The sequence below is a fragment of the Paracoccus sp. MBLB3053 genome (assembly GCF_031822435.1).
Classification (GTDB): Bacteria; Pseudomonadota; Alphaproteobacteria; order Rhodobacterales; family Rhodobacteraceae; genus Paracoccus; species Paracoccus aurantius.
The window spans coordinates 222,026-246,026 of record NZ_JAVQLW010000001.1 but is presented as its reverse complement, the minus strand read 5'-3'; the positions used below and the strand labels follow the sequence as shown (position 1 = coordinate 246,026).

The window sequence follows — 24,001 nt, the reverse complement described above, 5'->3', positions numbered from 1 at the left end:
CTAGCCGGGGGGGAGGGCCAGCAGATCGACATGGCCGATCTCCCAGCGGGTTGTCTCGATCCGCGCCATCCTGAGGCTCGCCCATTCCTGCGCGTCGCGCAGGCCCGCCTCGGCGGCGACTGTCGCAATTCCTTGAAGCAATTCTCGCTGAAGTCCGGCATGTTCGATTCCGAGATCCCAGTTGCTATCCGCTCGAAGGACCTGGAACCCGGCCAGCCGGAACGTCTCGACGGCCTGTCGCCCGGCATCCGGGCCAAGCGCAGGCCCCAGCCCCTTGTCGCGTTTCTGATGGCGATTGTAGGCCGCCGTTACAATAACGTCGTCAGGCAGCATTGGATCCCATTCCATGCAGCCGTCATAGGACAGGGCGGCATAGAACGGCAGCCTTGCGTCGAGCAGCCGCCGCGACAGGGCGGAAATCCATCGCGCAGGCATGAGGTCAAGCAGCGCAGAAGCCGTCACGAGCGTCGCCCCCTCCAACGGAAGCGCATCGACATTCCCCAGATCCTGCATCAGGCATTCGATATTCCTCTGGGTCGCTTTCGAGGCGTAAGAAAGCAAGGCCGGGTCATGATCGACAAGACGCCATGACGCAGAGGCCGGCAGATGGGGCCGAAGCGCTCGCATCATTGCTCCGGTTCCCGAGCCGAGATCGAGCACCAAGGGGTCGGGGCCCGCGGCATCCGCAGCAAGAGAAAGCAGATATGGGTCGCGCGCAGACTGATCCGCCGCTTCCCTCATCGCGAGCCATTCTGCGGAAAAAGACACGATCAGACCTCTCGTTCGAACCAGGCGCGTGCGACATGGCTTTCGTGCAGCGTGATGCGCAGCCGCGTGACGCGGGTCGCATCGCCCATCTCTCCGCCGCGAATGCGGGCTGCCAGCTGATCGAAAATATGGCGGCAGAGGAACTCGGTCGTGGTGAACTGTCCGGCGAATTCCGCGGCTTCGTCAAGGTTCTTGTAACGAAGCGGTGCCAGCACTTCAGACAGCGCCTCGGTCGCCAGTCCGATATCGACAACCAGTCCTTCCGCATCAAGATCGGTGGCATAGAAGGCGGCATCGACGATGAAGGTTGCCCCATGGACGCCTTGGGCTGGCCCGAAGACGGGCGAGCGCAGGGAGTGGGCAATCATGATATGGTCGCGGACTTCGACGGCAAACATGGTCTCTCCTGGTTCAAAAGCGGATGCGGTGGCAGAGGGTATCCGGATCGGCAAGGATGCGGGGATATTCGGACGGGAGATCCATCAGCGCCGTTTCCCCCGAAATCAGCAGGTCGAGCACGGGATCGGCCAGAAGTTCGAGCGCCTTTTCCAGCCTGCGGCGCGTCGTCCAGCGCGGAAGCCGCTCGGAAGGAAGGGTTCCGACCTGCGAACTGATAAGCCTCAGCCTGCGGCTGTGAAAGGCGCCACCCAGGGGCAGGGCCGTCAGGCCGCGCCCATGCCAGCTTGCCTCGACGACCACCGCGCCGGGACCCGCCGCATCGATTGCCGAGGCGAGCCCTGCTTGCGTTGCGCTGCAATGGATGACGACGTCCTGCCCGGCAGGCGGGCTGATCGCGAATTCGCATCCCAGGTTCCGGGCGGGCCTCGCACGTTGCCGCAGGGGATCGACCAGCGTGACCTCGGCGCCCGGAAGCCGGGCCGCCAGATAGCCGGTGAGCAGCCCGACAAGCCCCGCGCCAATGATCGCGATGCGGTCACCCGCACCCGCCTGGCTGTCCCAGATGATGTTCAACGCCGTTTCCATGTTCGCGGCGAGCACCGCACGTTCCGGCGGAACGCGTGGCGGAAGCGGGATCAGGTTCGTCTCGGGCAGCCGAAAACGATCCTGATGGGGGAAAAGGGCAAAAACGGGGTTTCCGGCATGGCGGCCGTCCTGCGCGACCCCGACGGCCGAATATCCGTATTTGACAGGGAAGGGAAAATCTCCCTCCTGGAAAGGCGCGCGCATGCGGTGCCATTCGTCGCGGGGAACGCGGCCTTCGCTGACGAGCCGTTCCGTGCCGCGGCTGATCCCGGTGAAGGCGGTTTCGACAAGCGTTCCCGCTCCCTCCGTGCCTGGCCGAATTTCCACCTCGCCAGGGGCGATGCACCAGAGCGCCGATGCGGTCATGCCGCGCTCGGGCCTTTGCGGCGCCTGGCGAGGGGCATGTCCCGCAGCGGGTTCGGGGCGGATGGCGGCATCTGACTTTCCCGGGAAAATGCGAGATTCACCGTAACAAACATCACGACAGGGCGAAATGTTCCGCGCTCTGGCACCCGGCCGCAGTCATTGCGCAAGGTATCAGGGACTGCCCCATTTCTCACCAACTGGTTGCAGTTCGTGCAGAGAGGCGGAAACCGGCCAAGCTTGGGCCCCGCGCCTCAGGCTTCGTTTAAATCTCGGTAATCGTGGGAATTACATGCAGATTTCTTCATCGTTCCGGGTACTGGTGATCTGCTATCGCTGATTGTCTGCCCAAAACTGAGGAACAAAGTCTTAACCGGCGGGCGTCGTTCGTATTGACCGAAATTTGCATTCTTCGTATCAGTTTTCGGGACTCGAGAGCTAACTGGAAGAACATCGTTGTCGTGCGGCAAAAGACTGATCGAACGGTTCCCCTTGGCCGTTTCCACGCTTGCCGATCCGGCAAGGGCTAGATCTTTCGTCGGGTGCTCAGGCGACACGGCTTTGTCACTTCGCTGCCTCAGGGTAACAACCCGACATCCCGTGCCGGGTGTCAGCTGAATTCGCCGGAGGTTTTCATGACAATGCCCACCGTTTTCTTTGTGCATGAAGATCTGAAACCTCAGGTTTCATCGTTCCTTCCTGACGGCGCTGCATTGTTCACGGATCTGCGGGAATTCGATCGCAAGGCGCTCAAATCCTTGTTGGGCCGTCGTGCTGCCGGCGTCGTCCTGCCTGCCGGATTTGACGCGAGCTTGCCCGAGGAACTGACGACGCTGCCCAGGATCGAGCTTGACCCGGCCGAACCGGCGGGTGCCGCCGCACGGATCATCGAACTGCTCATCGACCAGGTGCAGGCCAGCCAGAAGGATGCAGGAACGTCGCGCATGGCGGCCTCGGTGCTTAGGTCGGAAATCCAGACGCTTGAAGCGAATTTCAAGGGCGTCGAGGATTTCCTTTACGGCCTCGGCAATCCGCGCTTCCTGCAATCGCTGGTGTGGAACCCGGCAGGGGAGATCCTGTCGATTTCGCCCGGAGAGACGGTGACGCAGATGCTGCCGATCAGTGATGTGGGCGTATCCGCCGTCGATCTCTGGCTGCCCGAGGTCGTCGCGGCATTTTCAAGCCGGCTTCAGGCCGTTCTGGTAGACGCGTCGGGGCAGCGCCATGGGCTGCATGCAAATCTCGCAGATACCGGGCTCGAAACCGGCTGGCTGCGGTTCACCACGCCCGAGCCGATCTTTGGCGTCGAGCGCGATTGCCAGCTTGAGATCAGCTGGAGCGGCACCCAGCCTCTGCTGCTGGGGCTGGGCAATGCCGTGCCTGATCCGCATTTCGGGGTGAAGGTCAACGGCATGAACGCCAAGGACCAAACCCTTGCCTTGCGTGCCTGGAAATCGCTTCCCGGTGTGAAGCTGCCGCAATGCGCGCCCGTCACTGCACGGGGCCGTCTCGTGAGCATCGGGGAATCGAACTTCATCTCACCCGGCGCGCTTCCCGAGCCAAGCATTTTCTCGGTCCCGAACCTGGCCAACGATCATATCTCGACGCAGTTCTGGGAAAACGAAGATGCGATCATGGTTCACCCGTCGCGGCAGGGCCCGGTCTGCGCCATCATCCGTGACGTCGAACTGCCGGCGCTTTCCCATATCTCGGCGCTGGTCAATGTCGGTCACCCGCGTTCGCCGAACCTGAACTTCAGCATCGGTGTGGCGCCAAGCGGGCTCGTCGACGAAGACGGCTACTGGCAGCGTCGGCTGGGCCCCTGGGTCATCGGCGTTCCGCCCCATGGCTGGGCGCAGGCGCATTGCATTCCGATCGAGCCGATCGAGGGCAAGGCCGACATCATCCTTGCCGCCTCGCTGGCAAGCGATCGGCCCAATGACATGAGCTGGGGGCTCTTCCGCGGTTTTCGGATCGGGCGGAGCGATCGCCAGGAGGCCATCCTGCAATGACCAAGCGCGCGCGGGATCAGATCAGCGTCGTCATCCCGGTCAAGGGTCATCCCGTTCTTCTTGACGATGCGATCGGTGCCGTGCAGCGCGAACTGGCCCATGGCGTGATCCGGCGAATAGTCGTGGTGAACGATGGTTGCCGCTATGAGGAAACCCGCGCCAGCATCGCGGCTTGGCAGGCCGTGCTGGGCGAGGCGATGCACGCGATCGAGATCCCGAACGCTGGGCTTAGCGGAGCGCGCAATCGCGGCATCGATCGCGCCCTGGAGATCGACCCCGACATTGCCGGCATCCTGCTTCTGGATGCGGATAACATGCTGGCAGAGGGCGCCAGCGCGGCCATGCGACAGGTTCTGGAAACCTATCCCGACAAGGACTGGTTCTATCCGGATTTCGACTTTTTCGGCCAGAAGGGCAACTATGTCACCGAGCGCGAACCCTCGCTGCTTTTCCACGCCCATATCAATATCTGCGAGGCAGGAAGCCTGATCCGCCGCCGCGTCTTCGAAGCGGGCATCCGTTTCGACGAGGCGATGCGGCAGGGATACGAGGATTGGGACTTCTGGCTTTCGGCTTCGCGCAAGGGGTTCCGCGGCCAGCCCTTTGCCCAGCCCATGCTGCTTTACCGCAAGCGCCCGGTCAGCATGTTGTCGAACTCGCATGATGTCGACGGCGAGTTGCGGCGCTTTCTTGAAAAGAAGCATAGCTGGCTGTTTTCGACCCGTTCCCTTCTGGCGCTCGAGGCAGAGCAGTTCCCCCGCTACGCGATCATCGAGGGCAGCGACGACACTGCCCTGCTGTGTACTGACCCGGAACGGGGCGAAACCGTCGCGATCGGTGAACTGGAACGCAAGCTTTTCGCGCATCTCGGCGATCCCTATTCCCATCATGTCCCGGCCTATTTCGTGTTTCTGCGCGAGGGGGTGACCGCGCGCCTGGCCGAGGCACGCGTGCTGCGCAATTTCCTTTGGAACTGCGAGCGGCGTTCGACCCGGCGGAACTGGTATCCGGATTATGAACTTTTCTTCCTTGATTCCGCCGAGGGAAGCCACGCCATTCGAAACGATGCGGGCAATCCCGAACGCGCTGCGGATGGGGTCATCGTTTCCCTTGAGCAGCTGCGAAGGATCATCGTTGACCGCGACGCGAACTGGGTTCGCGACGTCGATCGCGTGCCCTGCCCGCATCAGGTTTCAAGCTGGGACATGGCGCTGGACGGCATTTCCCAACCGAAACCCTATAGCGATGCCGGAAACGAGGTTTTCCGGAATTTCCTTTTCACCCTGTTACGCAGCCGTTACCGGGCCGCCTTAAGTCAGCGCTGGTCGTGGCGCGAACCCGGAGGGGCCGCGTCGCGCGCCATGGCGTCGGAGATCCCGCGCAAGGCGACATCGGGCGGGGTCGTGTTTCCGCTTCTGAAGCAGAAAGGACGCCGTGACATTGCCTTCGTGCTCCCCATCTTTGATTTCGGCGGGGTCGAGAAGGTCGCGGCCAGCATGGCACGCGAATTCGCCGCGGCCGGGGATCGGGTGCATCTCGTGGTCGCCAGCGACCGCCCGATCCATCGCGATGTCTGGACGCTCGAGGCGTTCTCGACCGTGAACTGGTTGCCCGATCCTAGCACCATCGACTGGACGGGGCCCGAGTTCCTGGGCACTGCCGAGCCAAGCTGGGGCAACGCGCATGAACGCGCGGATCTTTGCGGGCTCCTTTCGTCGATGGATGTCGTGATCAACGCGCATTCCGGTGCCCTTCACAAGGTGGCAGACCGGCTGCGGCGGCAGGGCACGATCATGATCGACCACGAACATCTGCTGGAACGCAGCATCTATGGTCGGGGATACGGCCCGCCGAAGCTCGCGCTGGCCTATGAATATGCCTATGACCTGTTCCTGACCTGTTCGGAATCGCTGCGCTACTGGTTGGGCGCGAACGGCATTCCCCGCGAAAAGCTTTGCCCGGTGGTCAATGCACCCGGTTATCCCCTGGCGCCGAGCAGGATCGCGAGCGTGCTGAAAGGCAGAAGATCCCGTGCCAAGGCCAACGGGCCGCTGCGCGTCTTGTTCATGGGGCGGCTTGATCCGCAGAAGGGCGTCCATCGTCTGGTCGAAATCTATAACGGGCTGGCCCTGCGCGCGCCCTCGATCCAGCTTTCGATCGCCGGACAATCCGTCATCAACGAGGCGGGCGGGGGTTTCGGTTTCCCCAAGCATACCAGGATGCTTGGCGCGGTCCGCGGCCCCGAAGCGCTGACCGAGCTGCTTGCCGAAACGGATGTCGTCGTGCTGCCCTCGCTTTACGAGGGGCTGCCGCTTTCGGTTCTGGAAGCGCAGCGTTGCGGCGTCGTCGTGATCGCCACGGATGTGGGCGCGATGCGCGAAGCGATCGAGGATGGCTCGAACGGCTTCGTCATGCCCGAGGAAAATTGCGAGGAACTGTTCATCACGCAGATACTGGCCCTGGATCAGGACCGCGCGCTTTTGCAGCGCGTGTCGCGGGCGGCAGAGCGTGATGCGCGCAGCTGGAGCGATGCGATCCAGCCGTTGCAGCAGTGGCTCGATGCGAGATGGGAGGGCCGCGCGTGCGAGGAGGCGCAAGCGCCATTTTTAAGCAGTGAAGGATGATTGAAGTGACGACCATTTATTCCGCCGCCGTCAAGTCTTACCAGGCTGCTGCCGACGTCCTGGTGGCCCTTCAGGAAGGTCGGATGGACCTTGTGCCTGAAATCAATGCCGCGCTGGTTGGCCGCCCGAAGCTGGCTCTCAGCGGCGGCTACAACGCGATTACCAACACCTTTGGCGCATGCCTGCCGGATGGAACCCGCTGTGATGTTCTCGGGTCGACCGAGGGCAACACGGTCGAGCTGCGCAGTTCCGGCCTGAACTGGATGACGCTCGAAGCGACGCTGCCCTCGAAATTCGAGACGGCGACCCGCTGCTATGTCGAATGCGAGGCCGGCAGCGACTTCCCGCTGGTTGCAGACGTCTTCGTCCGCAATTTCGCAAAGGACGGCTCCGTCGAGGATGCCGGACATGTCGAATGGCATATCCGTCCGGGGTCTCTCTCGCTCTGCCGTATCGATCTGCCCGAATTCGACGAGGCTGCGGCCGAACGTCGCGTGATCGTGCATCTTCGCCAGCCCTCGCACCGACTGCTGATCGGCGGGCTTTGTGTGACGCTGGTCTGAACTTCTACTGCCGCCTGCTGCTCGCGCCTGCGCGGGCAGCGGTAACTGACGAAAGGTCTTCTTCTTGGGTCTGAACACCGATTTCTGCTTTGCGGATGCGAACGGGACGCTGGTCGTTGCGGGATGGAGCAGTGAACAAAGCCTCGACCTCGAGCTTTATGCCGATGACACCCGGTTCAAGCCCGAGATCGTCACGCGACATACCCGCCGCGATCTTCGGTCAGCCGAGCCGATGGGTTTCCTTGCGATTTTCAACCTTTCCGCCGTGGATAATTCGGTTGACGGGACCTTGCATCTCAAGACCGGGCACGAATTTTCCGAGATCACGCCCGAGCGGCTGATCACCGACGAGATGCGCCTGATCGAAATCGGCGTGGACGAGGCGTTCTTTGCCTATCTTCGCGTTCTGGCGACCGGTCGACTGAATCTGCCGATCGGCGAGGTGGCACAGGCGGCTGCGAACCGGCTGCGCTTTGCGCCCCTGCTTCCGCGCGAAAGCGAGGATTTCGCCCTTGGCGTCGATCGCGGCGTGGTGACGGCGGACGGACAGGGGATCGTCTCGGGCTGGTATCTGGGCGCTTCCGGTCTTCGCGAGCCGCTGCGCGCGCTGGCCATTGACGAAAACCAGATCTGCAGCATCGACCTGCTTGCAAATTCCCTGCCGCGAGAAGACCTGCAGGCCTATTCGCCGCGCTATCGCTATAGCGGGATGGATGGCTTTTGCGGCGCATTCGTTCTGCCCAATCCCGCGCGCGGTCCTCTCAAGCTGCTGCTGATCATCCCGGGGCAGGACGCGGCAGCCGGTGTCGTCGTGGTCGCCGATCCGGTCCAGCCCGCCGAGCTTGCTTCGGCAATCAGCGAGGCCGGGCAGGCGCTTCCCGACCCCGCGCTGCAACGCCGTTTCCGCGGTGCGATGCTGGGCTCACTCGCGCCCTGGAAAGCTCCGCAGGATGCGCCGCTTTCCCGCGCGGGCAAGGTGTCTCTGGTGCTCGATCACGACCTTGCCGACAGCGACCTGCGCGATATCCTGCGCCGGATCGGGGCCGCCGTCGCCCGGCCCGTAGACCTGTTCCTGCTGCGCAGCACGCTGACGGCCGAGCTTTCCGAGGCGATCGGCGGAGCGTCGCGGGAAATGGAGCACGGGTTGCAATTGCAGGGCGTCGCCATGCAGTTCGAGCCGGCAAGCCATGCCGGAGATTTCCTGCTTTTCGGGCGAAGCTCGACGTTTTTCCTGCTCGAGCCGGAAGACATGGTCTTTGACGCCGCGGCGGATCGTCAGCCGGTCCATGTCACCGTTCTTGACCCGATCGGCAGCCTGACGGGCGAACAATCCCCTTCGCCCGAGCGTTTTGCCCGCGATCTTCTGCCCTTCGCGATCAGCGGGCCAACCTCGACGCTGCTTTCCCTTCTTGAACTCGCGCCCCGCGAATTCCTGACCGAGGAAGCCCGCCTGCGTTACCTGGCAGAACGGTTGATGCAAAGCGGCGGCGCCAGCAGCAACGGGGTCGACAGCACCCTGCATTTCTCGGGCAAGTCAGGCCCGTTCAGCCAGAATCTTCCCGGCGGGCTCGACTGGCACGGCTTTGACGCCGAAAGCCGCAAACTGATGGAGGCTCGGACCCCGGTATGACCCGCATCGTCATCATTTCACACTCGCATCCCAACCTGCGTTACGGCGGGGGCGAGGTTGCGGCCTATCGGCAGTTCCAGCACCTGTTGTCGCTGGGCGAAGACGCGTTCTTCGTCGGCTCGACCATCGGTCCCGAGGACAGCGAGAAATTCTTTGGCCGCGGGCAGCAGGTCATCAGCTTCAGCCCGAGGGATTTCTGCCTTCAGGGCAAGGGGATGGATTCCTTCAAGATGGAGCAGGCGAAGGTCTCGGATGAGGACTGGCTTGTCGAGTTCCTTGCCGCCTTCAAGGCCGATGTCTACCATTTCCACCATTTCTGGAACATCGGGGCCGGCACCATCCGCCGGCTGCGCAAGCTTTTGCCCGAAGCCAGGTTCATCTGCACCCTGCACGAACTGACCGCGATCTGTGCCAATCATGGCCAGATGGTGAAACGATCGGGTGAGCTTTGCTATGCCTCGAGCGAGGTTGCCTGCGCCGCATGCCTGTCGCGCCCGCCCATCGATTTCGTGCTGCGTCGCGCCCGCATGATCGAGATGCTGGCGCTTTTCGACCACCTGCTGTCACCAAGCCAGTTCCTGAAGGATCGCTTCGAGGATTGGGGCGTGCCGAAAGGTCGTATCGGCGTGATCGAGAACGGGCTGGATCACCGGCATGACGAAGTCGTGGAAAGCGAAGCCATGCTTGCGCAAAGGTCGGGTCGCTTCGCTTTCTTCGGACAGGCGACGCCGACAAAGGGTCTTGATGTGCTGATCCGCGCCGCAGCGTTGATCGAAGCGCGGGAGGTCGAACTGGATCGGCCTCTCAGCATCGAGATCCACGGTGTGGACAAGGACAGCTTCGCGCGGATGTGGCCTGATCTTGAAGTTCCCAAATCGGTTCACTTCCGCGGTCGATATCGTCCGCAGGATTGCGTGAACATCATGCGCGGCTATGGTTGGATCATCATACCGTCGGTCTGGTGGGAAAACTCACCGGTCGTCATCCAGGAAGCCCGGGCCGCCCGAACGCCGATGATCGCCTCGGATATCGGCGGCATGGCTGAGAAGACGATGGGTTGGGGCATCCAATTCCGCGTCGCGGACCCCGCAGCGCTGGCTGAAGCAATTTTGTCCGTGCACGGCAATGTCGAGCGACTGAAGGAACATGTCGCCATGATCGATCCGCCCCTGGATCTGGCGGGGTTCACCGAAGCATGGCGAGAAGCCTGCGAACTTTCGGGCACGAAGGCGCGTATCGTGAAAGGCGCCAAGGTCGCCTGAGAGAGGGTTCTGGAAAAGTGCCGAAATCTCCGCCGTCGCGGCCATTTCGCGACGGCGGTTCGTTTGATCCGGGCTTTCATGTTTCAGGGGGCTTGCTGCTTGAGCGATGCTGCTGCGCCGCACGAAGGTTGAAGCCACCACGCGGCCACACCGGTCAAGCGCCGACGGTCGCGGCGGCCACGGCACGAACCAGAAATCTCAGGTCGAGAGCCGCACGTAAAGCATTCGTCCTGTGTCAGGCAGTCGATAATTACACGAAATCAAAGTGCTGGCTCGGCGGGAACTTCGCCTTCCACCCCGGTCGCAACGGGGGCACCGCTTTTCTCGCGATAGCCTTCGGTCCTGCAGGCTTCGTTCGCGGCGCTGTCGGTCATGGTTGCAGGGCGGGTCAGCGCGCGATCCCAAAGCACCATGTCCCTGCGGTAAAGCTGGCAGGTGACAGGACCTTCGACGGTGTCGACGGTGACGGTCGCGGATTCGTATTCGGTTTTATCGCATGCGCAGACCGATACAACGGCTGCCAAAAGTGCAAGTCTCAGCATTCTCCCGTCCTTTGATGTGTTGGTGATGCCTGATGTTTTCGTTAAATACAGAGAAATTCAACAATAAGTTACCGAAAATCGCCGATTTCCGGACCCGCCCGGATGTGCGGCAGATCAATTGCTCGAAACCATGCAGCAAGTAGGCCAGAGTGATCCTTGAAATGCTGCGATGCAGTATCATCACGTGATGACGAAGTGTTTACAAATTGGATGCTGCAAGATAATAAATGCTCAAGTCTGTTGCAGATTGGGTCGTCAGTTGAGCGATTTTGAGCGCCAGGAGAAGATCGTCTCGTTGCTGGATGAGCGACCTTTCGCATCAGTCCGCGACTTGCAGCATCTGATCGGCGTATCTGGCGCGACCATTCGGCGTGATATCGAAAAGCTGAACGAGGCCGGGCGCGCACGCAAGGTGTATGGCGGTGTGGCCGCGGTCGAACGGGGCGTGCGCGCGGCTTCGCTGCCCTTCGTCGAGAACCGCGATATTGCCGTCGGTGCCAAGCGCGCCATCGCGCGTGAGGCCGAAAAGCTCGTCCGGGACGGCAGCGCGATCATCATCCATGGCGGTTCGACCTGTTTTCATTTCGGCTGCCGGATTGCCAATCGTAACCTGCGCGTCTTCACGAATTCGCTGCCGCTGGCGGCCTATCTGGGCGAGCATGGTTCGTGTCAGCTTACGGTCGGCGGGGGCGATCTGCATCGCGAGCCGGGGATTCTTTACGACGTGCGCTCGGATGAGCATCTGTTCTATGCGGCTCAGTTCTTCGTCGGCGCGCTCGGCATCAGCGAACAGGGCATCCTTGAACAGCACCCGCTGCTGGTCCGGCTTGCCGATGAGATGAGTCAGACCGTTTCCGAGGTGATCCTGCTGGCCGACAGCCGCAAGTTCTCGATCCGCCCGCCGACCGTTTCGCTTCCGTTTTCACGCATCGCGCGTGTCGTGACAGATGACGGTCTTGCCGATTCCCATGCCCGGATGCTTGAACGGGCCGGGGTCGAAGTCATCATTGCCCAGACCGAGAGGGAACAATGAGCCAGCCCCCCATTCTGGAGATGCGCAACATCTCGAAAACCTTCGGCGCCGTGAAGGCGCTCAAGGATGTCAGCCTGACCGTCCTTCCGGGTGAACTGCATGCCCTGATGGGCGAGAACGGCGCGGGCAAGTCCACGCTGATGAAGATCCTGTCCGGGGCCTATATCGCCGATCCGGGCGGAACCGTCGTGATCGAGGGCAAGCCCCAGCACGAGGCCGCCGGAAGCGTCGCCGTCATCTATCAGGAATTGTCGCTGGCCCCGAACCTCACGGTGGCCGAGAACATGTTCCTTGGACGAGAAATCGCGAACCGTGGCGTTCTGAACCGGCGCGAGACGCTGGATCGCGCGCGACCGATCCTCGAGCGGCTGGGCGTCAGCTTCGATGCGCGTACCAGCGTCGGTGACCTGTCTCTGGGCGAGCGCCAGATGGTCGAAATCGCCCGCGCCCTGACCACGGATGCGCGCCTGATCGTCATGGATGAGCCGACGACGTCGCTTTCCGCGCGAGAAACCGAACGCCTCTTCGAGGTGATCGCGCGCCTGAAATCTCATGGCATCGCGATCATCTATATCAGCCACCGCATGGAGGAAATCTATGCATTGGCCGACCGCTGTTCGGTCTTGCGAGACGGCGTCTATATCGGGACGCTCGACCGGTCCGAACTGTCGGCGCAAAAGCTTGTCTCGATGATGGTCGGGCGCGATCTCGACAGCTTCTACAAGAAGGAACACGTCGCTTCGCCCGATCACAGCGGAACGCCGCTGCTATCGGTGCGCGACATGTCGGATGGAGGGCTGGTAAAGGGCTGTTCCTTCGATCTTTATCGCGGCGAGGTGCTGGGGATCGCCGGTCTTGTCGGATCGGGCAGGACCGAGCTTGCGCGCCTGATCTACGGGGCCGATGCCCGCAGCAGCGGTACGGTTGCGGTGCAGGGGGCCGAGGTCGACAGTTCCAGCCCGCGCGCCGCGCTTGCCGCGGGGATTGCCTACCTGACCGAAGATCGCAAGAAGCTGGGCCTGTTTCTCGACATGACGATATCGGAGAACGTCAATATCGGCGTGATCGAGAAAGATGCGAAATCCGGTGGCCGGCTCGATTTCCGGGCGGCCGCGCGGCGCGCCAATGACGCGATCAAGGCGCTTGCGGTCAAGACACCAAGCGCCCGCGTGCCGGTCGGCGGCCTTTCGGGCGGCAACCAGCAGAAGGTGCTGATCGCACGCCTGCTCGAGACGGGTCCGAAGGTCGTGATCCTGGACGAGCCCACACGCGGCGTCGATGTCGGCGCCAAATCCGAAATCTACAAGCTGATCGACGGGCTGGCGCGCAATGGCGTCGGCGTCGTCATGATCTCGAGCGAACTCGCCGAGATCATCGGTGTGGCCGATCGCGTGCTGGTCATGCGCGAAGGGCATATCGCGGGGCAGGTCCCCTCGGGGCCCGGCCAGGCGATCAGCCAGGAGGCCATCATGGAACTTTCGACCGGTTCGGTCTCCGAACCGGCTCCGGCGACGGAAGGAGCAACGCTATGACAGAAACCAAGACAACCGCCCCCGCCTCGGTCGCCGCCAAACAGCGCCTGCGCACGATGATGAGCATCGTGGGCATGCTGCCGGTGCTGATCATCCTCGCGATCATCTTCGAGGTCATGAGCGGGCGCTTCATGAGCGTCAACAACATCTCGAACGTGATGCAGCAGGCCTCGATCAACATCGTGCTGGCCTCGGGGATGACCTTTGTCATCCTGACCGGGGGGATCGACCTGTCGGTCGGCTCGATCCTAGCGACATCGGCGATGGTCGCGGTCATCGTCTCGCTTATTCCGGGGATCGGCTGGCTGGGCGTTCCGGCCGGAATGGGCATCGGGCTTGCTTGCGGGCTTGCCAACGGCATCCTCATATCGGCATTGAAATTGCCACCTTTCATCGTGACATTGGGATCACTGACAGCGGTTCGAGGCATAGCCCGGCTTCTGGGCAATGACACGACCGTCTTCAACCCGGACCTGCCCTTCGACGTCATCGGCAATGGCAGCCTCTTCGGCATCCCGTGGCTTGCGATCATTGCCGTGGCGGTCGTGCTGATCTCGTGGTTCGTTCTCAAGCGCACCGTGCTGGGCACCTGGATCTATGCCACCGGCGGCAACCCCGAGGCGGCGCGGCTGACCGGCATCAAGGTGCCGCTGGTCCTTCTGTTCGTCTATGGCGTCTCGGGGCTGTTCGCGGGTCTTGGCGGGGCAATGGCGGCGGCGCGCCTTTATGCGGCTAACGGTCTGCAGCTTGGTCAGGCCTATGAACTCGACGCGATCGCGGCTGTCATCCTGGGGGGCACCAGCTTTGTCGGCGGTGTCGGCTCGATCTGGGGCACGCTGATCGGCGCATTGATCATCGCCGTGCTGTCGAACGGCCTGATCCTGATCGGCGTCTCGGATATCTGGCAATACATCGTCAAGGGCCTCGTCATCATCGCGGCCGTGGCACTCGACCGCTACCGCCAGACCGGCGCGCGGACCTGAGCGAACCCTGTTCCAACAACGCATCATAATGGGAGGAAACCTCATGCGTTTTGCGAAAACCCTGGCCTCGGCACTGGCGCTGGCGGCTGTCTCTGCGGTGCCTGCCGCAGCCAAGGATCTCAACAGCATCGGCATCTCGGTCGGGCTCTTGGGCAACCCCTTCTTCGTCGCCACGATCAAGGGCATCGAGGACGCGGCCAAGAAGATCAATCCCGACGTCAAGGTGACTTCGGTTTCGGCCGATTACGACCTGAACAAGCAGGTCGGCCAGATCGACAGCTTCATCGCGGCGGGCGTCGACATCATCATGCTGAACGCGGTGGATGCCGCCGCCATCGCGCCTGCGGTCAAGCGCGCGCGGGACGCGGGCGTTGTCGTCGCGGCCTTTGACGTCTCGGCCCCCGGCGCGGATGTCACGGTCATGACGAACAACGTCCAGGCCGGCGAAAAGGCCTGCGCCTATATCTCCGAGGCGCTTGGCGGCAAGGGCGACGTGGTGATCGTCAACGGCCCGGCCTCGTCCTCGATCCTCGACCGGGTCAAGGGCTGCAAGGACGAGTTCGCCAAGCATCCCGATATCAAGATCCTGTCGGACGATCAGAACGCCCAGGGCTCGCGCGACGGCGGCATGAATGTCGGCCAGAACCTGCTGACCCGCTTCGACAAGATCGACGGCGTCTTCGCGATCAACGACCCGACCGGGATCGGCTTCGCGCTGGCTGCCAAGCAGGCTGGCCGCGACGAGTTCATCATCACTGCCGTGGACGGTGCCCCGGACATCGAGAACGAGCTGAAGTCGGGCGATGGCCTGATCAAGGCCTCGGCCTCGCAGGACCCCTACACCATGGCGGGTCAGGCGCTCGAAATGGGCTACAAGGTTCTGCAGGGCGAGACGCCCGAGCAGGACACCGTCCTGCTTGAGCCCGAACTGATCACCAATGAGAACATCGACAGCTACAAGGGCTGGACGTCGCCCCGCTAAGGGCAAGCGGCCGCGCGGATCGTTCCGCGCGGCCCCATCCGATTTCTTTCAAGGCGCTTCCCAATGACTGACGAAACCCTTCGCGACGCCGTCCTGCAGGCCAATCTCGACACCGTACGGCACGGGCTGGTGCTTTCGACATTCGGAAATGCCAGCGGCATCGACCGCGAAACCGGCCGCATCCTGATCAAGCCCAGCGGTGTGCCCTATGACAGCCTTACCGCCGCCGACATGGTGCCTTGCGATCTCGACGGGCGCGCGCTCGACAACCGGTTGAGGCCCTCGTCCGATCTGGCGACCCATGCGGTGCTTTACCGCGCCTTCCAGGGTATCGGGGCGGTCATTCATACCCATTCGACCTTCGCCACCATAATGGCGCAAGCACGTCGTCCTGTCCCGGCGCTGGGTACGACTCATGCAGATTACTTCTACGGCACGATCCCCGTGACACGCGACCTGACACCGGACGAGATCGCCGATGATTACGTCCTGAATACCGGCAATGTCATCGTCGAAACCTTCAAGGACGTCGATCCGCTGTCGATCCCTGCGGTCCTGGTTGCAGGGCACGGGCCCTTTGTCTGGGGCAGGACGCCGGCCGAGGCCGTGCATAACGCCGTGATCCTTGAAGAGGTCGCGCGCATGGCCTGGCATGTCATGGCGCTGAACCCCGCGCCGCAGCCGATCTCGCAGGCGCTTCTGGATCGTCATTACCTGCGCAAGCATGGCGCGCAGGCGACCTACGGTCAGGGGAACTGAGCATGATCGTCGCCGGCGTCGATTTCGGCACGCTCAGCGTGCGCGTGACCCTGATGGAGACCGAGACCGGCGCGACCCTTGCCGGCGCGACGGCGGGCTATGCGCTGAAGCGCAGCGCGGCCGACCCGCTGCTGGGCGCGCAGGCCCATGCCGATCACATGACCGGACTTGCCGCGGCCATGCGCGAGGCTGTCGCCAAGGCGGGGATCGACGGCGAGCAGGTCGCGGCCCTGGCCTGCGATACCACAGGGTCCAGCGTGGTGATGGTCGACAAGGACCTGCAGCCGCTGGCGGATTACTACTTGTGGTGCGATCACCGCGCCCATCACGAGGCCGCCGAGATCACCGCGCTGGGCCGGGCCGAGGGGCTCGAGGCGCTCGACTGGTGCGGCGGCACCTATTCGCATGAATGGGGCTATGCCAAGGTCCTGCATTTCCTGCGTCACAATCCGGGCCTGCGTGCGCGTTTCGCCACCGCGCTCGAACATTGCGACATGGTCGCGGCGACGCTTTGCGGCATCACCGATCTTGCCGACTTGCCCCGCAGCATCTGCGCGGCCGGTCACAAGTGGATGTATGGCGCGGGGTGGGGGGGCTTGCCGCCGCAGGACTTCCTGAGCCGGGTAGATCCGCTGTTCGAAGGGATCAATGACCGGCTTTCAGGGCGTTTCGTCACCTCGGATGCGATCGCCGGCCATCTTTCGCCCGAATGGGCCGATAAGCTGGGCCTGAAAGCGGGCATTCCGATTCCGGTCGGCGCCTTCGACGCGCATTGGGATGCGATCGGGGCGGGGGCGCGGCCGGGCGATATCGTCAACGTCGTCGGGACCTCGACCTGCATCATCGCCATGGGGCCGGCGGAATTCCCGCCTGTTCCGGGACTTTGCGGCGTCGTGCCGGGCAGCGTGCTGCCGGGCTGGGCCGGGATCGAGGCCGGACAATCCGCCACGGGCGACGTCTTCGAGGCGATCGCGAAGCGGGCGGGCAGCGATGTCGCGACGCTTTGCCAGGGCTTGGAAATGCTGCCCCCGGGCGGCAGCGGGCTCTTGCGGCTCAACTGGGACAATGGCGACCGGACGGTTCTGGTGCGCTCGGATCTGGGCGCGGTCACGCTGGGCTGGGATCTGAACCATACTGCCGCCGACGAGATGCATGCCGCGATCGAGGGCATGGCCATGCATGTGCGCATCATCACCGAAAGGATCGAAAGCGGCGGAATGCAAACGGCGCGGATCGTCAATGCGGGGGGCATTCCGCAAAGGAACGACGTGCTGAACCAGGTCTATGCCGATGTGCTTGACCGCGAGGTCCATGTTCCGGCGCATTCGCCTGTCGGAACCGGCTCCTGCATCTTCGCGGCCATGGCTGCGGGCGCGTTCGAGACCTTCGAGGCGGCGCAGGCCGTGCTTTGCCCACCCAGTCGGGTCTTCGTTCCCCGCGCGGAATCGCGGGAAGCCTATGATCGCCTGTTCTCGGTTTTCAGCGAGCTTTATCACGGCTTTGGCGAAGGCCGGCCCGTGGATCTCGCCAGCGTCCTGCCCAAGCTGCGTGACTTCCGCCTTGCCGGATCGGCGGTGCGCTAGCGGACCGCCAGACCCGCGTTGAGACCGCCATCGATCAGGTAATCGGCGCCGGTGATGAAGGCCGCGCGATCCGAGCAGAGAAATGCGATCAGCTCGGCGACCTCGTCCGGTTCGCCGATCCGGCCCAGCGGGTGGGCGGCCCCGAAGCGGGCGAAAACCTCGTCTTCGGCCTGATCGCTGCCCAGTTTCCGGGCGGCAAGCTCGAGGATCGGGGTGCGGACCGATCCCGGCGAAACGGAATTGACGCGAATGGAAGCCGCAGCGTGGTCGATTGCCATGGCACGGGTCAGCGCATGGATCGCGCCCTTGCTCGCGACATAGGCCGCGACCCCCGCCTGGCAGCCATGCCCCTGGACCGAGGAAAGGTTGACGATCGCGCCCCCGCCGCGCTTCTCCATCTCGGGAATGCCGAAACGCCCGGTCAGGTAGATGCCCCCGACATTGACGGCCATGCACTGCGCCCAATCCTCGGGTTCGGTGGTCAGCACCGTGCCATAGGGATGCACGGCGGCGGCGTTCACGATGATGTCGAGTCCGCCGAACTGATCCAGGATCTCGTTCACGGCATCACGCACATCTTCTTCCTTCGAAACATCCGACCTGCGTGTCACAAGTGAGAGCCCACGGGCAATTCCGATCGCGGCAAGCTCCTGATTGGCTCCGACATCAATGCCGCAGGCCAACACATCGGCGCCTGCGGCGGCCAGCCGGATTGCCGCGGCTCGCCCGATGCCCGTCGTGCCCGTTACCAGCGCGACCTTGCCGCTGAATTCCGTCTCCTGCATCTGCGCTCTCCCCTTGCTTCGGGCGCAGGTTAAGCCCGGCCGGTGCCGAAGGGCAGCCCGAAATCAGGCAGGCAGCGCAATCCCGTCCAGTGCCGTACCCGCGATCCGTGCGGTTTCATCCCAACCGGGCAGCGCCGCACCGGCAAGGGCGGCCGCTTCGGACATGCGCGCGTAGCTCGCATGGTCGGTCAGAAGCTGCCGCAAGGCGGAGGCAAGGGCTTTCGCGTCGTCGCAGGGCACCAGAATTCCCGCATCCCCCGGCACCGTATCCGGCACGGCCCCCGTCAGCGTGCTCACGATGGGCAGACCGTGGAGCAGGGCCTCGTCAAAGACGATGCCGTAACCCTCGTAGCGGGTGGCCAGCGCGAAAATCGAAGCCCGCCGGTAATGCGCCTGCAATTCCTCTGCCATCAACCGGCCCGGCATCTGGATGCGGCTGGAAAGGCCGCTTTCGTCGATGCGGCGACCCAGGTCCGCGGCGCATGACGGATCAAGGGGTGTTCCCACGATCGCGGCCTGCCAATCGAGATCGGCGATCTGGGCCAGTGCCGTGACCAGAATGTCATGCCCCTTGCGGGGCAAGAGATTGCCGACCGACAGGATCAGCGGCGGGCTGGCGGGATCGCGCCGCAGATCTACGGGGCGGTTCGTGCCGGGCCGCGCGACGGTGATCGCCTTGGGCGGTACGCCGTATTCCTTGATGAGAATGGCGCGGGTATGGGGGCTGGGCACAAGAACATGGCGGGCCAGGCGCAGGTTGTCGCGCTCGGTCCGAAACAGCCGGTCCTTCGTCGTCGGCTCCAGGCCACCTTCATGCGCCAGCGGATGATGGATCATCGCGACGATCGCCGCGCCGATCCTGGCAAAGCCCTGCGTCGGCAGGGACCCCAGCGCGAGCCCGTCCAGGATGACGATCCGATCCTTGGGCACCTTTGCCAGTCGCTCGAAAGCGGCTTCGCATTCCTCGGGGGTCGGGTCTGGGAAACCGCCAGACAATTCGATCAACTCGACATCGCGGCCCGCGTCTCGCAGCCCTTCGAGCAGGTGGCGGTCATAGATGAACCCCCCGGTCAGCGTCGTGATGCTGCCGGGAACGGCAAGGGCGGCTTTGTGTAATGGGATCATGCGGGCGGCGCCTTGGTCGTAGAAGAATAGCTGCGCAGGATCAGATCGCGCATCCGCTCCATGGGCAAGGCCCGAGTGGTTGTCGGCGGAACAAGGCCCGGCGCAAGGCCCCATTCCGCGGTGCGCCCGACCAGGTCCGCAGGTCCGATCACATGGACCGGCACCTCGCGCCGGTCGTCCAGCCCGATCGAACTGGCGGCCTGATGATCTCCGAGCAGCACGACAAGCCGTCTTTCATGGGCGTGGCGCAGGCAATATTGCAATGCCGCGTTCAGGCTGTAGTCGATTGCCTCGCGATATTGCATCCGAACCCGGTCGCGATCACGCCAGACGGTTTCTGGGCTGTCGCCCGATCTCGCCTGTTCGTCAAAGACCCGCCCGTCGCCGATCCGGTCCCAGTCCAGCAAGCGCGGCACGGGAACCCAAGGGGCGTGGGACGAGATCAGGACGATCTGCGTGGCAAGCCGTTTCCCGTCCTGCCGAGGCAGCAACCGCTCGGATGCGGCAAGGGTGAACTGGTCGGGCATGGTGACCCAGTTGAACGCCGCGCCGCCATAGCCCAGATCGGCCGCGGCCATCACCCGGTCGAAGCCCATCCGGGCCGCCTCCGGCCAGGGCCGCGTAATGCCGGGAACGATAGCCGCGGTTTCGAACCCGGCCTGTTGGGCGATATGGAAAACCGTGCGGCGACCGCTCGCAAGCGCCGCGCGATATTGCACCTGGTTCGCGATCCAGAGCCCGTTGGCGAAGGTCGCATGCGCAAGCCAGCTTTGCCCGCCATGGGTCGGAGATGTCAGAAAGCCCGAGCGCGCTGCCAGGCCCGAGGCCGCCAGGGCCGTTTCGGTGCGGCGCAATGTCCCAAGATGCTTTTGGGCAAAGAAAGCGGTGTCGAAGCTGGTTCGGCCATAGCTTTCGACGAAGATGACCATCAGATCGGCATCAAGAAGGTCCAGCCGCAGCGCGGGGCTTATTGGATCATCACGGATTTCCGCGCGAAAGCTCCGGGCGGTTTCGATGCCTTGGCGGATCGCTCCGACCCTCTCGATCATGCCATGCGACGGGGCGGCGCTGCCCAGCAGCGCAAATCCGCAAAGACCTGCTGCGACGGTCGCGGCGGTGCGAGGCTTGCTCAAAAGCCCCGGCCTCAGCGCGGCCCATACCCCAATGCTCCACCAGATCACGCGACATCCGAGCGCAAGCAGCAGGATCGCTGCAAGAACAGCGGTGATTGCGGCAAGCCTGCCGAAGCTGGATGCCAGAAGGCTGGTCAGCGGCCCGATCAGGGCAAGGTCGGCGACCGGGTCGAATTTTCGGCCAAGCATCTGCAGGCTGATGAGGTCGGCCGCGCTCCAGATGTCGCTGATCACAAGGAGCAGGAACAGCGCCACCTTCACCCCCCGGTAGGAACCAAATGCCAGCAATGCTAGCAGGATCATGGGGAATTCGGCGGGCAGCCAGTGTTGTGGATGGTTCGACAGGACGAGCGCAAGATAGAGCGCGAGCGCGGCGAGGATCAGAGAAATCAGTTGGCGCGTGCTCATTGGCGATGTCTGCGAAGCCAGAGAATATCTGTCGCGAAGGACCACAGCAGGAACCCCGCCGCGATGCGGGCCAGCCAGTCGAAGGCCGGGTCATCGGCCACCGGAAGTTGCAGGACCAGCAAGGTCGCGAGTTGCAGCACGCAGATCGCCTTGCGCCGGAACCGTTGGGGCAGGGGGCGCCCGATCCAGGGGAAGACCCAGGATGCGAACATGAAGACGGGCCGCGCGAAACCGAGGATCAGGATTTCACCTCCGGTCCGTCCCGCGCTCAGCAGGTGCAGCGACATGATCAGGGCCAGGGCAGAATCGACCTCCATGTCGAACCGCGCGCCGAAGGCCGAGACCAGGCCGCTGCGACGGGCAAGCCAGCCGTCGAGACCGTCGAGCAGCAGTGCCAGCGCGGCGATGCCCGCGACCAGCCTTCCCCCGCCTTCGCCCGATGCAAGCGGAGCAAGCAGCGCAAGCGTCATGGCCGCACGCGCCAAAGTGATGGTGTTGCAGGCGCCGAATGCGGGATGCGGATAGAAGTGCCGGATCAGGCGCGGCAGCACTGCGACAAGAAGCGCGTATGTGGCGAGGCTCGGCATCAACGGTCCGGGCAAGATGGCAAGACAGGCCACCAGCGCCGCTGTTCCGATCGCGACCGCGACAGGATAGCCGGTGACGCGACAGGTCGCAGGCTCGCGAGGCCGCGTCGGCCCCGATTGGCCGGCATCCGTCGAAGAAAGGGGCTGCAATTTCCGCATCAGGAAATCCTACGCGCAGCCGGGCATCGGTCAAGCGCCAGCATTGGAAGGGATTTTCCAGACATAGCACCTGCCCCGAAAGTTTTTTCGCAACTGCCGGGAAGAGAATGCGGCTCGGCTACGTATATAGTTCAAGATGACGACGAAGCCTGACCCGATCCTGGATCAACTGCCGGCGCTGCGCCGCTATGCCCTTGCCCTGTCGCGAGACGAGGGGGAGGCCGACGATCTCGTGCAGGAGGCACTTCTGCGCGGTCATGAAAATCGGCGGAGCTTTCGCGCAGGTGGAAACCTGCGGGGCTGGCTGTTCTCGATCCTGCGGAATGTGTTTCTGGATCGAAACCGCAGCCGCCGGGCCGAACGCAAGCGGGAAGAGGCGGTCGCGGCCTATGCCCCCGACGTGATCGAGGCGCCGCAGGATCACGCGCTGCGCCTCGCGCAGTTGCGGCAGGCCTTCATGATCCTGCCCGATGACCAGCGTGAGGCGCTTTTGCTCGTCGCGATCGAAGGGCTGACCTATTCCGAGGTCGCGGCGCTTGCCGGTGTGCCTGTGGGCACGCTGATGTCGCGGGTGGGGCGCGCCCGCGCACGGCTTCGAGAGTTCGAGGAAGGCGGGGCAAGGCCAAGGCCGCTGAAACTGGTGGGAGGGCGCGATGCAGCCGGCAAGTGACGCGATTTCCGAACTGGACCTGAATGCATATGTCGATGACCAGCTTGACGACTGGCAGCGATTGCGTGTCGAGGAATATCTTTCGCATCAGCCCGAGGCGGCGGCAAGGGTGATGCAGGATCTGCATCTGCGCAGGGAATTGCGGCTGGCCTTCGCGCCCGGCCGTGACACGCCGGGCACGCAGCGCGCGGCCGCGACCCGGCTTTCGCGGGCGCTTCGCCGCGACCAGCGTCTGCGGGGCGTGATCCGGCTTGTGCCGGTCGCGGCGCTCGTCCTTGCGGGATGGCTTGCCAATGAGGGGCTCGGCCCGCTTTCGGTGGGCCGCGTCGTCGCCTCGCAGCCGCCGCATCCCGTGATCGCCGCCGCGCTTTCCGCGCGCGAGGCCAGCATCATCCGCCTGCCCATGCGGTCACAGCCCCAGATCCACGAACTCGACCCTGCCGAATTGCGGGCGGCGACCGGCATCTTGCTGCCGCGCTTCGACCGGGCATGGGAGATCCGCGATGCGCAGGTATTTCCGTCGCCGCAAGGGCCGGGGATCGAGATCGTGTTCGATGCGGGCGAGCTTGGGCGGCTTACCCATTTCGCGGTCAGGACGGGCAGCTTTGCCGTGACCCTGCCGCATCTGGAAACCCATCGGGGCGACAATGTCGCCTGGTTCCAGATCGGCGAGACGGCGCATGTCCTGATCTCGGACCGCGGGGATGGGGCGGCGCTGCTCAAGGTCGCCGAAAACCTGTCCTCGACCCTTTACTGAATCCAACAACAGCGGAGATCACCATGGACCAAATCACCAGAGGCCGCAGCGCCGGCTTTTCACCCAGCGCGGCCTATGATGACGGACTTCGGGCGCATATGCTGCGCATCTACAACTACATGGGGCTTGGCCTTGTGCTGACCGGGCTGGTCGCTGTGCTTGTCGCGTCGGTCCCTGCAATCTACGTTCCGATCTTCAGCTCGCCGCTGAAATGGCTGGTGATGCTCGCCCCGCTGGGCTTCGTGATGTTCCTGTCTTTCCGCATCGAAGCCATCTCGGGCGCGACCGCGCAGACCCTGTTCTGGGTATTTTGCGGCATCATGGGCCTGTCGCTGGCCTCGGTCTTTCTGGTTTTCACCGGCACCTCGATCGCCCGGGCCTTCTTCGGCGCTGCAGCCATGTTCGCGGGCATGAGCCTTTACGGCTACACGACCAAGCGCGACCTGAGCAAATTCGGCAGCTTCCTGATGATGGGCCTGATCGGCGTGATCATTGCCAGCATCATCAACATCTTCCTGGGATCGTCGGCGCTGCAATTCGCGATCTCGATCATCGGCATCCTGGTCTTCGTCGGCCTGACGGCCTGGGACACCCAGTCGATCAAGCTGCAATATGCCGAGCACCACGACGATGAGACCCGCCAGAAGCTGGCCGTCATGGGGGCGCTGTCGCTCTACCTGAATTTCATCAATATTTTCCAGCTTCTGCTGAGCCTGACGGGCCAGCAGGAGGAATAACCCGCCAGAAGGATAATGAG

Annotated in this window: 22 protein-coding genes; 14 read left to right on the top strand and 8 right to left on the bottom strand. The window is 63.5% G+C overall.

Annotated elements, in window-relative coordinates; translation table 11 throughout:
* From RGQ15_RS01240 to RGQ15_RS01230, 3 genes are read right to left on the bottom strand one after another with little or no spacing between them, the layout of a single operon-like run.
* A complete protein-coding gene (locus RGQ15_RS01240) occupies nucleotides 1-768 on the bottom strand; it encodes a class I SAM-dependent methyltransferase (RefSeq protein ID WP_311158400.1) in 768 nt (255 codons plus the stop codon).
* Nucleotides 769-770: 2 nt separating this feature from the next.
* Nucleotides 771-1,166: a 6-pyruvoyl trahydropterin synthase family protein gene (locus tag RGQ15_RS01235; RefSeq protein WP_311158398.1), complete on the bottom strand. Its 396-nt coding sequence runs from the start codon at nucleotides 1,164-1,166 to the stop codon at nucleotides 771-773.
* Nucleotides 1,167-1,179: 13 nt separating this feature from the next.
* The gene (locus RGQ15_RS01230; RefSeq protein WP_311158397.1) at nucleotides 1,180-2,118 is read right to left on the bottom strand and encodes a zinc-dependent alcohol dehydrogenase; all 939 of its coding nucleotides are present in this window, start codon (nucleotides 2,116-2,118) and stop codon (nucleotides 1,180-1,182) included.
* Nucleotides 2,119-2,750: 632 nt separating this feature from the next.
* Here RGQ15_RS01230 and RGQ15_RS01225 point away from each other — a divergent pair.
* From RGQ15_RS01225 to RGQ15_RS01205, 5 genes are all read left to right on the top strand, one after another.
* Nucleotides 2,751-4,127: a DUF6212 domain-containing protein gene (locus tag RGQ15_RS01225; RefSeq protein WP_311158396.1), complete on the top strand. Its 1,377-nt coding sequence runs from the start codon at nucleotides 2,751-2,753 to the stop codon at nucleotides 4,125-4,127.
* A complete protein-coding gene (locus RGQ15_RS01220; RefSeq protein WP_311158395.1) occupies nucleotides 4,124-6,751 on the top strand; it encodes a glycosyltransferase in 2,628 nt (875 codons plus the stop codon). Before RGQ15_RS01225 ends, RGQ15_RS01220 begins: the two co-directional genes overlap by 4 nt.
* Before the next feature lie 5 nt (nucleotides 6,752-6,756).
* Complete coding sequence (locus tag RGQ15_RS01215) at nucleotides 6,757-7,314, top strand: hypothetical protein (RefSeq protein WP_311158394.1); 558 nt, start codon at nucleotides 6,757-6,759, stop codon at nucleotides 7,312-7,314.
* Between the two features lie 64 nt (nucleotides 7,315-7,378).
* Nucleotides 7,379-8,944: a hypothetical protein gene (locus RGQ15_RS01210; RefSeq protein WP_311158393.1), complete on the top strand. Its 1,566-nt coding sequence runs from the start codon at nucleotides 7,379-7,381 to the stop codon at nucleotides 8,942-8,944.
* Nucleotides 8,941-10,206, top strand: coding sequence for a glycosyltransferase (locus RGQ15_RS01205; protein ID WP_311158392.1), 1,266 nt, complete (start codon nucleotides 8,941-8,943; stop codon nucleotides 10,204-10,206). The genes RGQ15_RS01210 and RGQ15_RS01205 overlap by 4 nt, the downstream gene beginning before the upstream one ends.
* Before the next feature lie 260 nt (nucleotides 10,207-10,466).
* Here RGQ15_RS01205 and RGQ15_RS01200 read toward each other — a convergent pair whose 3' ends face one another.
* Entirely contained in the window at nucleotides 10,467-10,748 is a 282-nt protein-coding gene (locus RGQ15_RS01200; protein WP_311158391.1) for a hypothetical protein, read from the bottom strand.
* Nucleotides 10,749-11,007: 259 nt separating this feature from the next.
* Here RGQ15_RS01200 and RGQ15_RS01195 point away from each other — a divergent pair, with 259 nt between their 5' ends.
* The 6 genes from RGQ15_RS01195 (at nucleotide 11,008) to RGQ15_RS01170 (ending at nucleotide 17,620) form a co-directional block, all read left to right on the top strand.
* Entirely contained in the window at nucleotides 11,008-11,781 is a 774-nt protein-coding gene (locus tag RGQ15_RS01195) for a DeoR/GlpR family DNA-binding transcription regulator (protein ID WP_311158390.1), read from the top strand.
* Complete coding sequence (locus RGQ15_RS01190) at nucleotides 11,778-13,313, top strand: sugar ABC transporter ATP-binding protein (protein WP_311158389.1); 1,536 nt, start codon at nucleotides 11,778-11,780, stop codon at nucleotides 13,311-13,313. Before RGQ15_RS01195 ends, RGQ15_RS01190 begins: the two co-directional genes overlap by 4 nt.
* A complete protein-coding gene (locus RGQ15_RS01185) occupies nucleotides 13,310-14,296 on the top strand; it encodes an ABC transporter permease subunit (protein WP_311158388.1) in 987 nt (328 codons plus the stop codon). Before RGQ15_RS01190 ends, RGQ15_RS01185 begins: the two co-directional genes overlap by 4 nt.
* 43 nt (nucleotides 14,297-14,339) lie before the next feature.
* Nucleotides 14,340-15,278, top strand: coding sequence for an ABC transporter substrate-binding protein (locus RGQ15_RS01180; RefSeq protein WP_311158387.1), 939 nt, complete (start codon nucleotides 14,340-14,342; stop codon nucleotides 15,276-15,278).
* Between the two features lie 63 nt (nucleotides 15,279-15,341).
* Nucleotides 15,342-16,037: an L-ribulose-5-phosphate 4-epimerase AraD gene (araD, locus tag RGQ15_RS01175; RefSeq protein WP_311158386.1), complete on the top strand. Its 696-nt coding sequence runs from the start codon at nucleotides 15,342-15,344 to the stop codon at nucleotides 16,035-16,037.
* A 2-nt stretch (nucleotides 16,038-16,039) separates the two neighbouring features.
* A complete protein-coding gene (locus tag RGQ15_RS01170) occupies nucleotides 16,040-17,620 on the top strand; it encodes a ribulokinase (protein WP_311158385.1) in 1,581 nt (526 codons plus the stop codon).
* Here RGQ15_RS01170 and RGQ15_RS01165 read toward each other — a convergent pair.
* The 4 genes from RGQ15_RS01165 to RGQ15_RS01150 all read right to left on the bottom strand — a co-directional run bounded on the left by RGQ15_RS01165 (nucleotide 17,617) and on the right by RGQ15_RS01150 (nucleotide 21,817).
* On the bottom strand, nucleotides 17,617-18,405 hold the full coding sequence (locus tag RGQ15_RS01165; protein WP_311158384.1) for an SDR family NAD(P)-dependent oxidoreductase: 789 nt from the start codon (nucleotides 18,403-18,405) through the stop codon (nucleotides 17,617-17,619). The two genes, RGQ15_RS01170 and RGQ15_RS01165, sit on opposite strands and share 4 nt — an antisense overlap.
* A 63-nt stretch (nucleotides 18,406-18,468) precedes the next feature.
* Nucleotides 18,469-19,530: a glycosyltransferase family 4 protein gene (locus RGQ15_RS01160; protein ID WP_311158383.1), complete on the bottom strand. Its 1,062-nt coding sequence runs from the start codon at nucleotides 19,528-19,530 to the stop codon at nucleotides 18,469-18,471.
* On the bottom strand, nucleotides 19,527-21,071 hold the full coding sequence (locus RGQ15_RS01155) for an alkaline phosphatase family protein (RefSeq protein WP_311158381.1): 1,545 nt from the start codon (nucleotides 21,069-21,071) through the stop codon (nucleotides 19,527-19,529). The genes RGQ15_RS01160 and RGQ15_RS01155 overlap by 4 nt, the downstream gene beginning before the upstream one ends.
* Nucleotides 21,068-21,817, bottom strand: a complete 750-nt coding sequence (locus RGQ15_RS01150; protein WP_311158380.1) for a CDP-alcohol phosphatidyltransferase family protein — start codon at nucleotides 21,815-21,817, stop codon at nucleotides 21,068-21,070. Before RGQ15_RS01150 ends, RGQ15_RS01155 begins: the two co-directional genes overlap by 4 nt.
* A gap of 136 nt (nucleotides 21,818-21,953) precedes the next feature.
* On the opposite strand from RGQ15_RS01150, the gene RGQ15_RS01145 reads away from it, so the two are divergent.
* From RGQ15_RS01145 to RGQ15_RS01135, 3 genes are read left to right on the top strand one after another with little or no spacing between them, the layout of a single operon-like run.
* Entirely contained in the window at nucleotides 21,954-22,487 is a 534-nt protein-coding gene (locus RGQ15_RS01145; protein ID WP_311158379.1) for a sigma-70 family RNA polymerase sigma factor, read from the top strand.
* Nucleotides 22,471-23,244, top strand: coding sequence for an anti-sigma factor family protein (locus RGQ15_RS01140; protein ID WP_311158378.1), 774 nt, complete (start codon nucleotides 22,471-22,473; stop codon nucleotides 23,242-23,244). The genes RGQ15_RS01145 and RGQ15_RS01140 overlap by 17 nt, the downstream gene beginning before the upstream one ends.
* A gap of 23 nt (nucleotides 23,245-23,267) precedes the next feature.
* Nucleotides 23,268-23,981, top strand: coding sequence for a Bax inhibitor-1/YccA family protein (locus tag RGQ15_RS01135; RefSeq protein WP_311158377.1), 714 nt, complete (start codon nucleotides 23,268-23,270; stop codon nucleotides 23,979-23,981).
* The last annotated feature ends 20 nt before the right edge of the window (nucleotides 23,982-24,001 follow it).

Bases quoted from the DNA above. Each gene is read 5' to 3' on its own strand.
- RGQ15_RS01225 (WP_311158396.1), top strand. From the start codon at position 2,751: ATGACAATGCCCACCGTTTTCTTTGTGCATGAAGATCTGAAACCTCAG.
- araD (WP_311158386.1), top strand. From the start codon at position 15,342: ATGACTGACGAAACCCTTCGCGACGCCGTCCTGCAGGCCAATCTCGAC.
- RGQ15_RS01180 (WP_311158387.1), top strand. From the start codon at position 14,340: ATGCGTTTTGCGAAAACCCTGGCCTCGGCACTGGCGCTGGCGGCTGTC.
- RGQ15_RS01135 (WP_311158377.1), top strand. From the start codon at position 23,268: ATGGACCAAATCACCAGAGGCCGCAGCGCCGGCTTTTCACCCAGCGCG.
- RGQ15_RS01205 (WP_311158392.1), top strand. From the start codon at position 8,941: ATGACCCGCATCGTCATCATTTCACACTCGCATCCCAACCTGCGTTAC.
- RGQ15_RS01200 (WP_311158391.1), bottom strand. From the start codon at position 10,748: ATGCTGAGACTTGCACTTTTGGCAGCCGTTGTATCGGTCTGCGCATGC.
- RGQ15_RS01185 (WP_311158388.1), top strand. From the start codon at position 13,310: ATGACAGAAACCAAGACAACCGCCCCCGCCTCGGTCGCCGCCAAACAG.
- RGQ15_RS01160 (WP_311158383.1), bottom strand. From the start codon at position 19,530: ATGATCCCATTACACAAAGCCGCCCTTGCCGTTCCCGGCAGCATCACG.
- RGQ15_RS01165 (WP_311158384.1), bottom strand. From the start codon at position 18,405: ATGCAGGAGACGGAATTCAGCGGCAAGGTCGCGCTGGTAACGGGCACG.
- RGQ15_RS01150 (WP_311158380.1), bottom strand. From the start codon at position 21,817: ATGCGGAAATTGCAGCCCCTTTCTTCGACGGATGCCGGCCAATCGGGG.
- RGQ15_RS01235 (WP_311158398.1), bottom strand. From the start codon at position 1,166: ATGTTTGCCGTCGAAGTCCGCGACCATATCATGATTGCCCACTCCCTG.
- RGQ15_RS01170 (WP_311158385.1), top strand. From the start codon at position 16,040: ATGATCGTCGCCGGCGTCGATTTCGGCACGCTCAGCGTGCGCGTGACC.
- RGQ15_RS01190 (WP_311158389.1), top strand. From the start codon at position 11,778: ATGAGCCAGCCCCCCATTCTGGAGATGCGCAACATCTCGAAAACCTTC.
- RGQ15_RS01145 (WP_311158379.1), top strand. From the start codon at position 21,954: ATGACGACGAAGCCTGACCCGATCCTGGATCAACTGCCGGCGCTGCGC.
- RGQ15_RS01140 (WP_311158378.1), top strand. From the start codon at position 22,471: ATGCAGCCGGCAAGTGACGCGATTTCCGAACTGGACCTGAATGCATAT.
- RGQ15_RS01230 (WP_311158397.1), bottom strand. From the start codon at position 2,118: ATGACCGCATCGGCGCTCTGGTGCATCGCCCCTGGCGAGGTGGAAATT.
- RGQ15_RS01220 (WP_311158395.1), top strand. From the start codon at position 4,124: ATGACCAAGCGCGCGCGGGATCAGATCAGCGTCGTCATCCCGGTCAAG.
- RGQ15_RS01155 (WP_311158381.1), bottom strand. From the start codon at position 21,071: ATGAGCACGCGCCAACTGATTTCTCTGATCCTCGCCGCGCTCGCGCTC.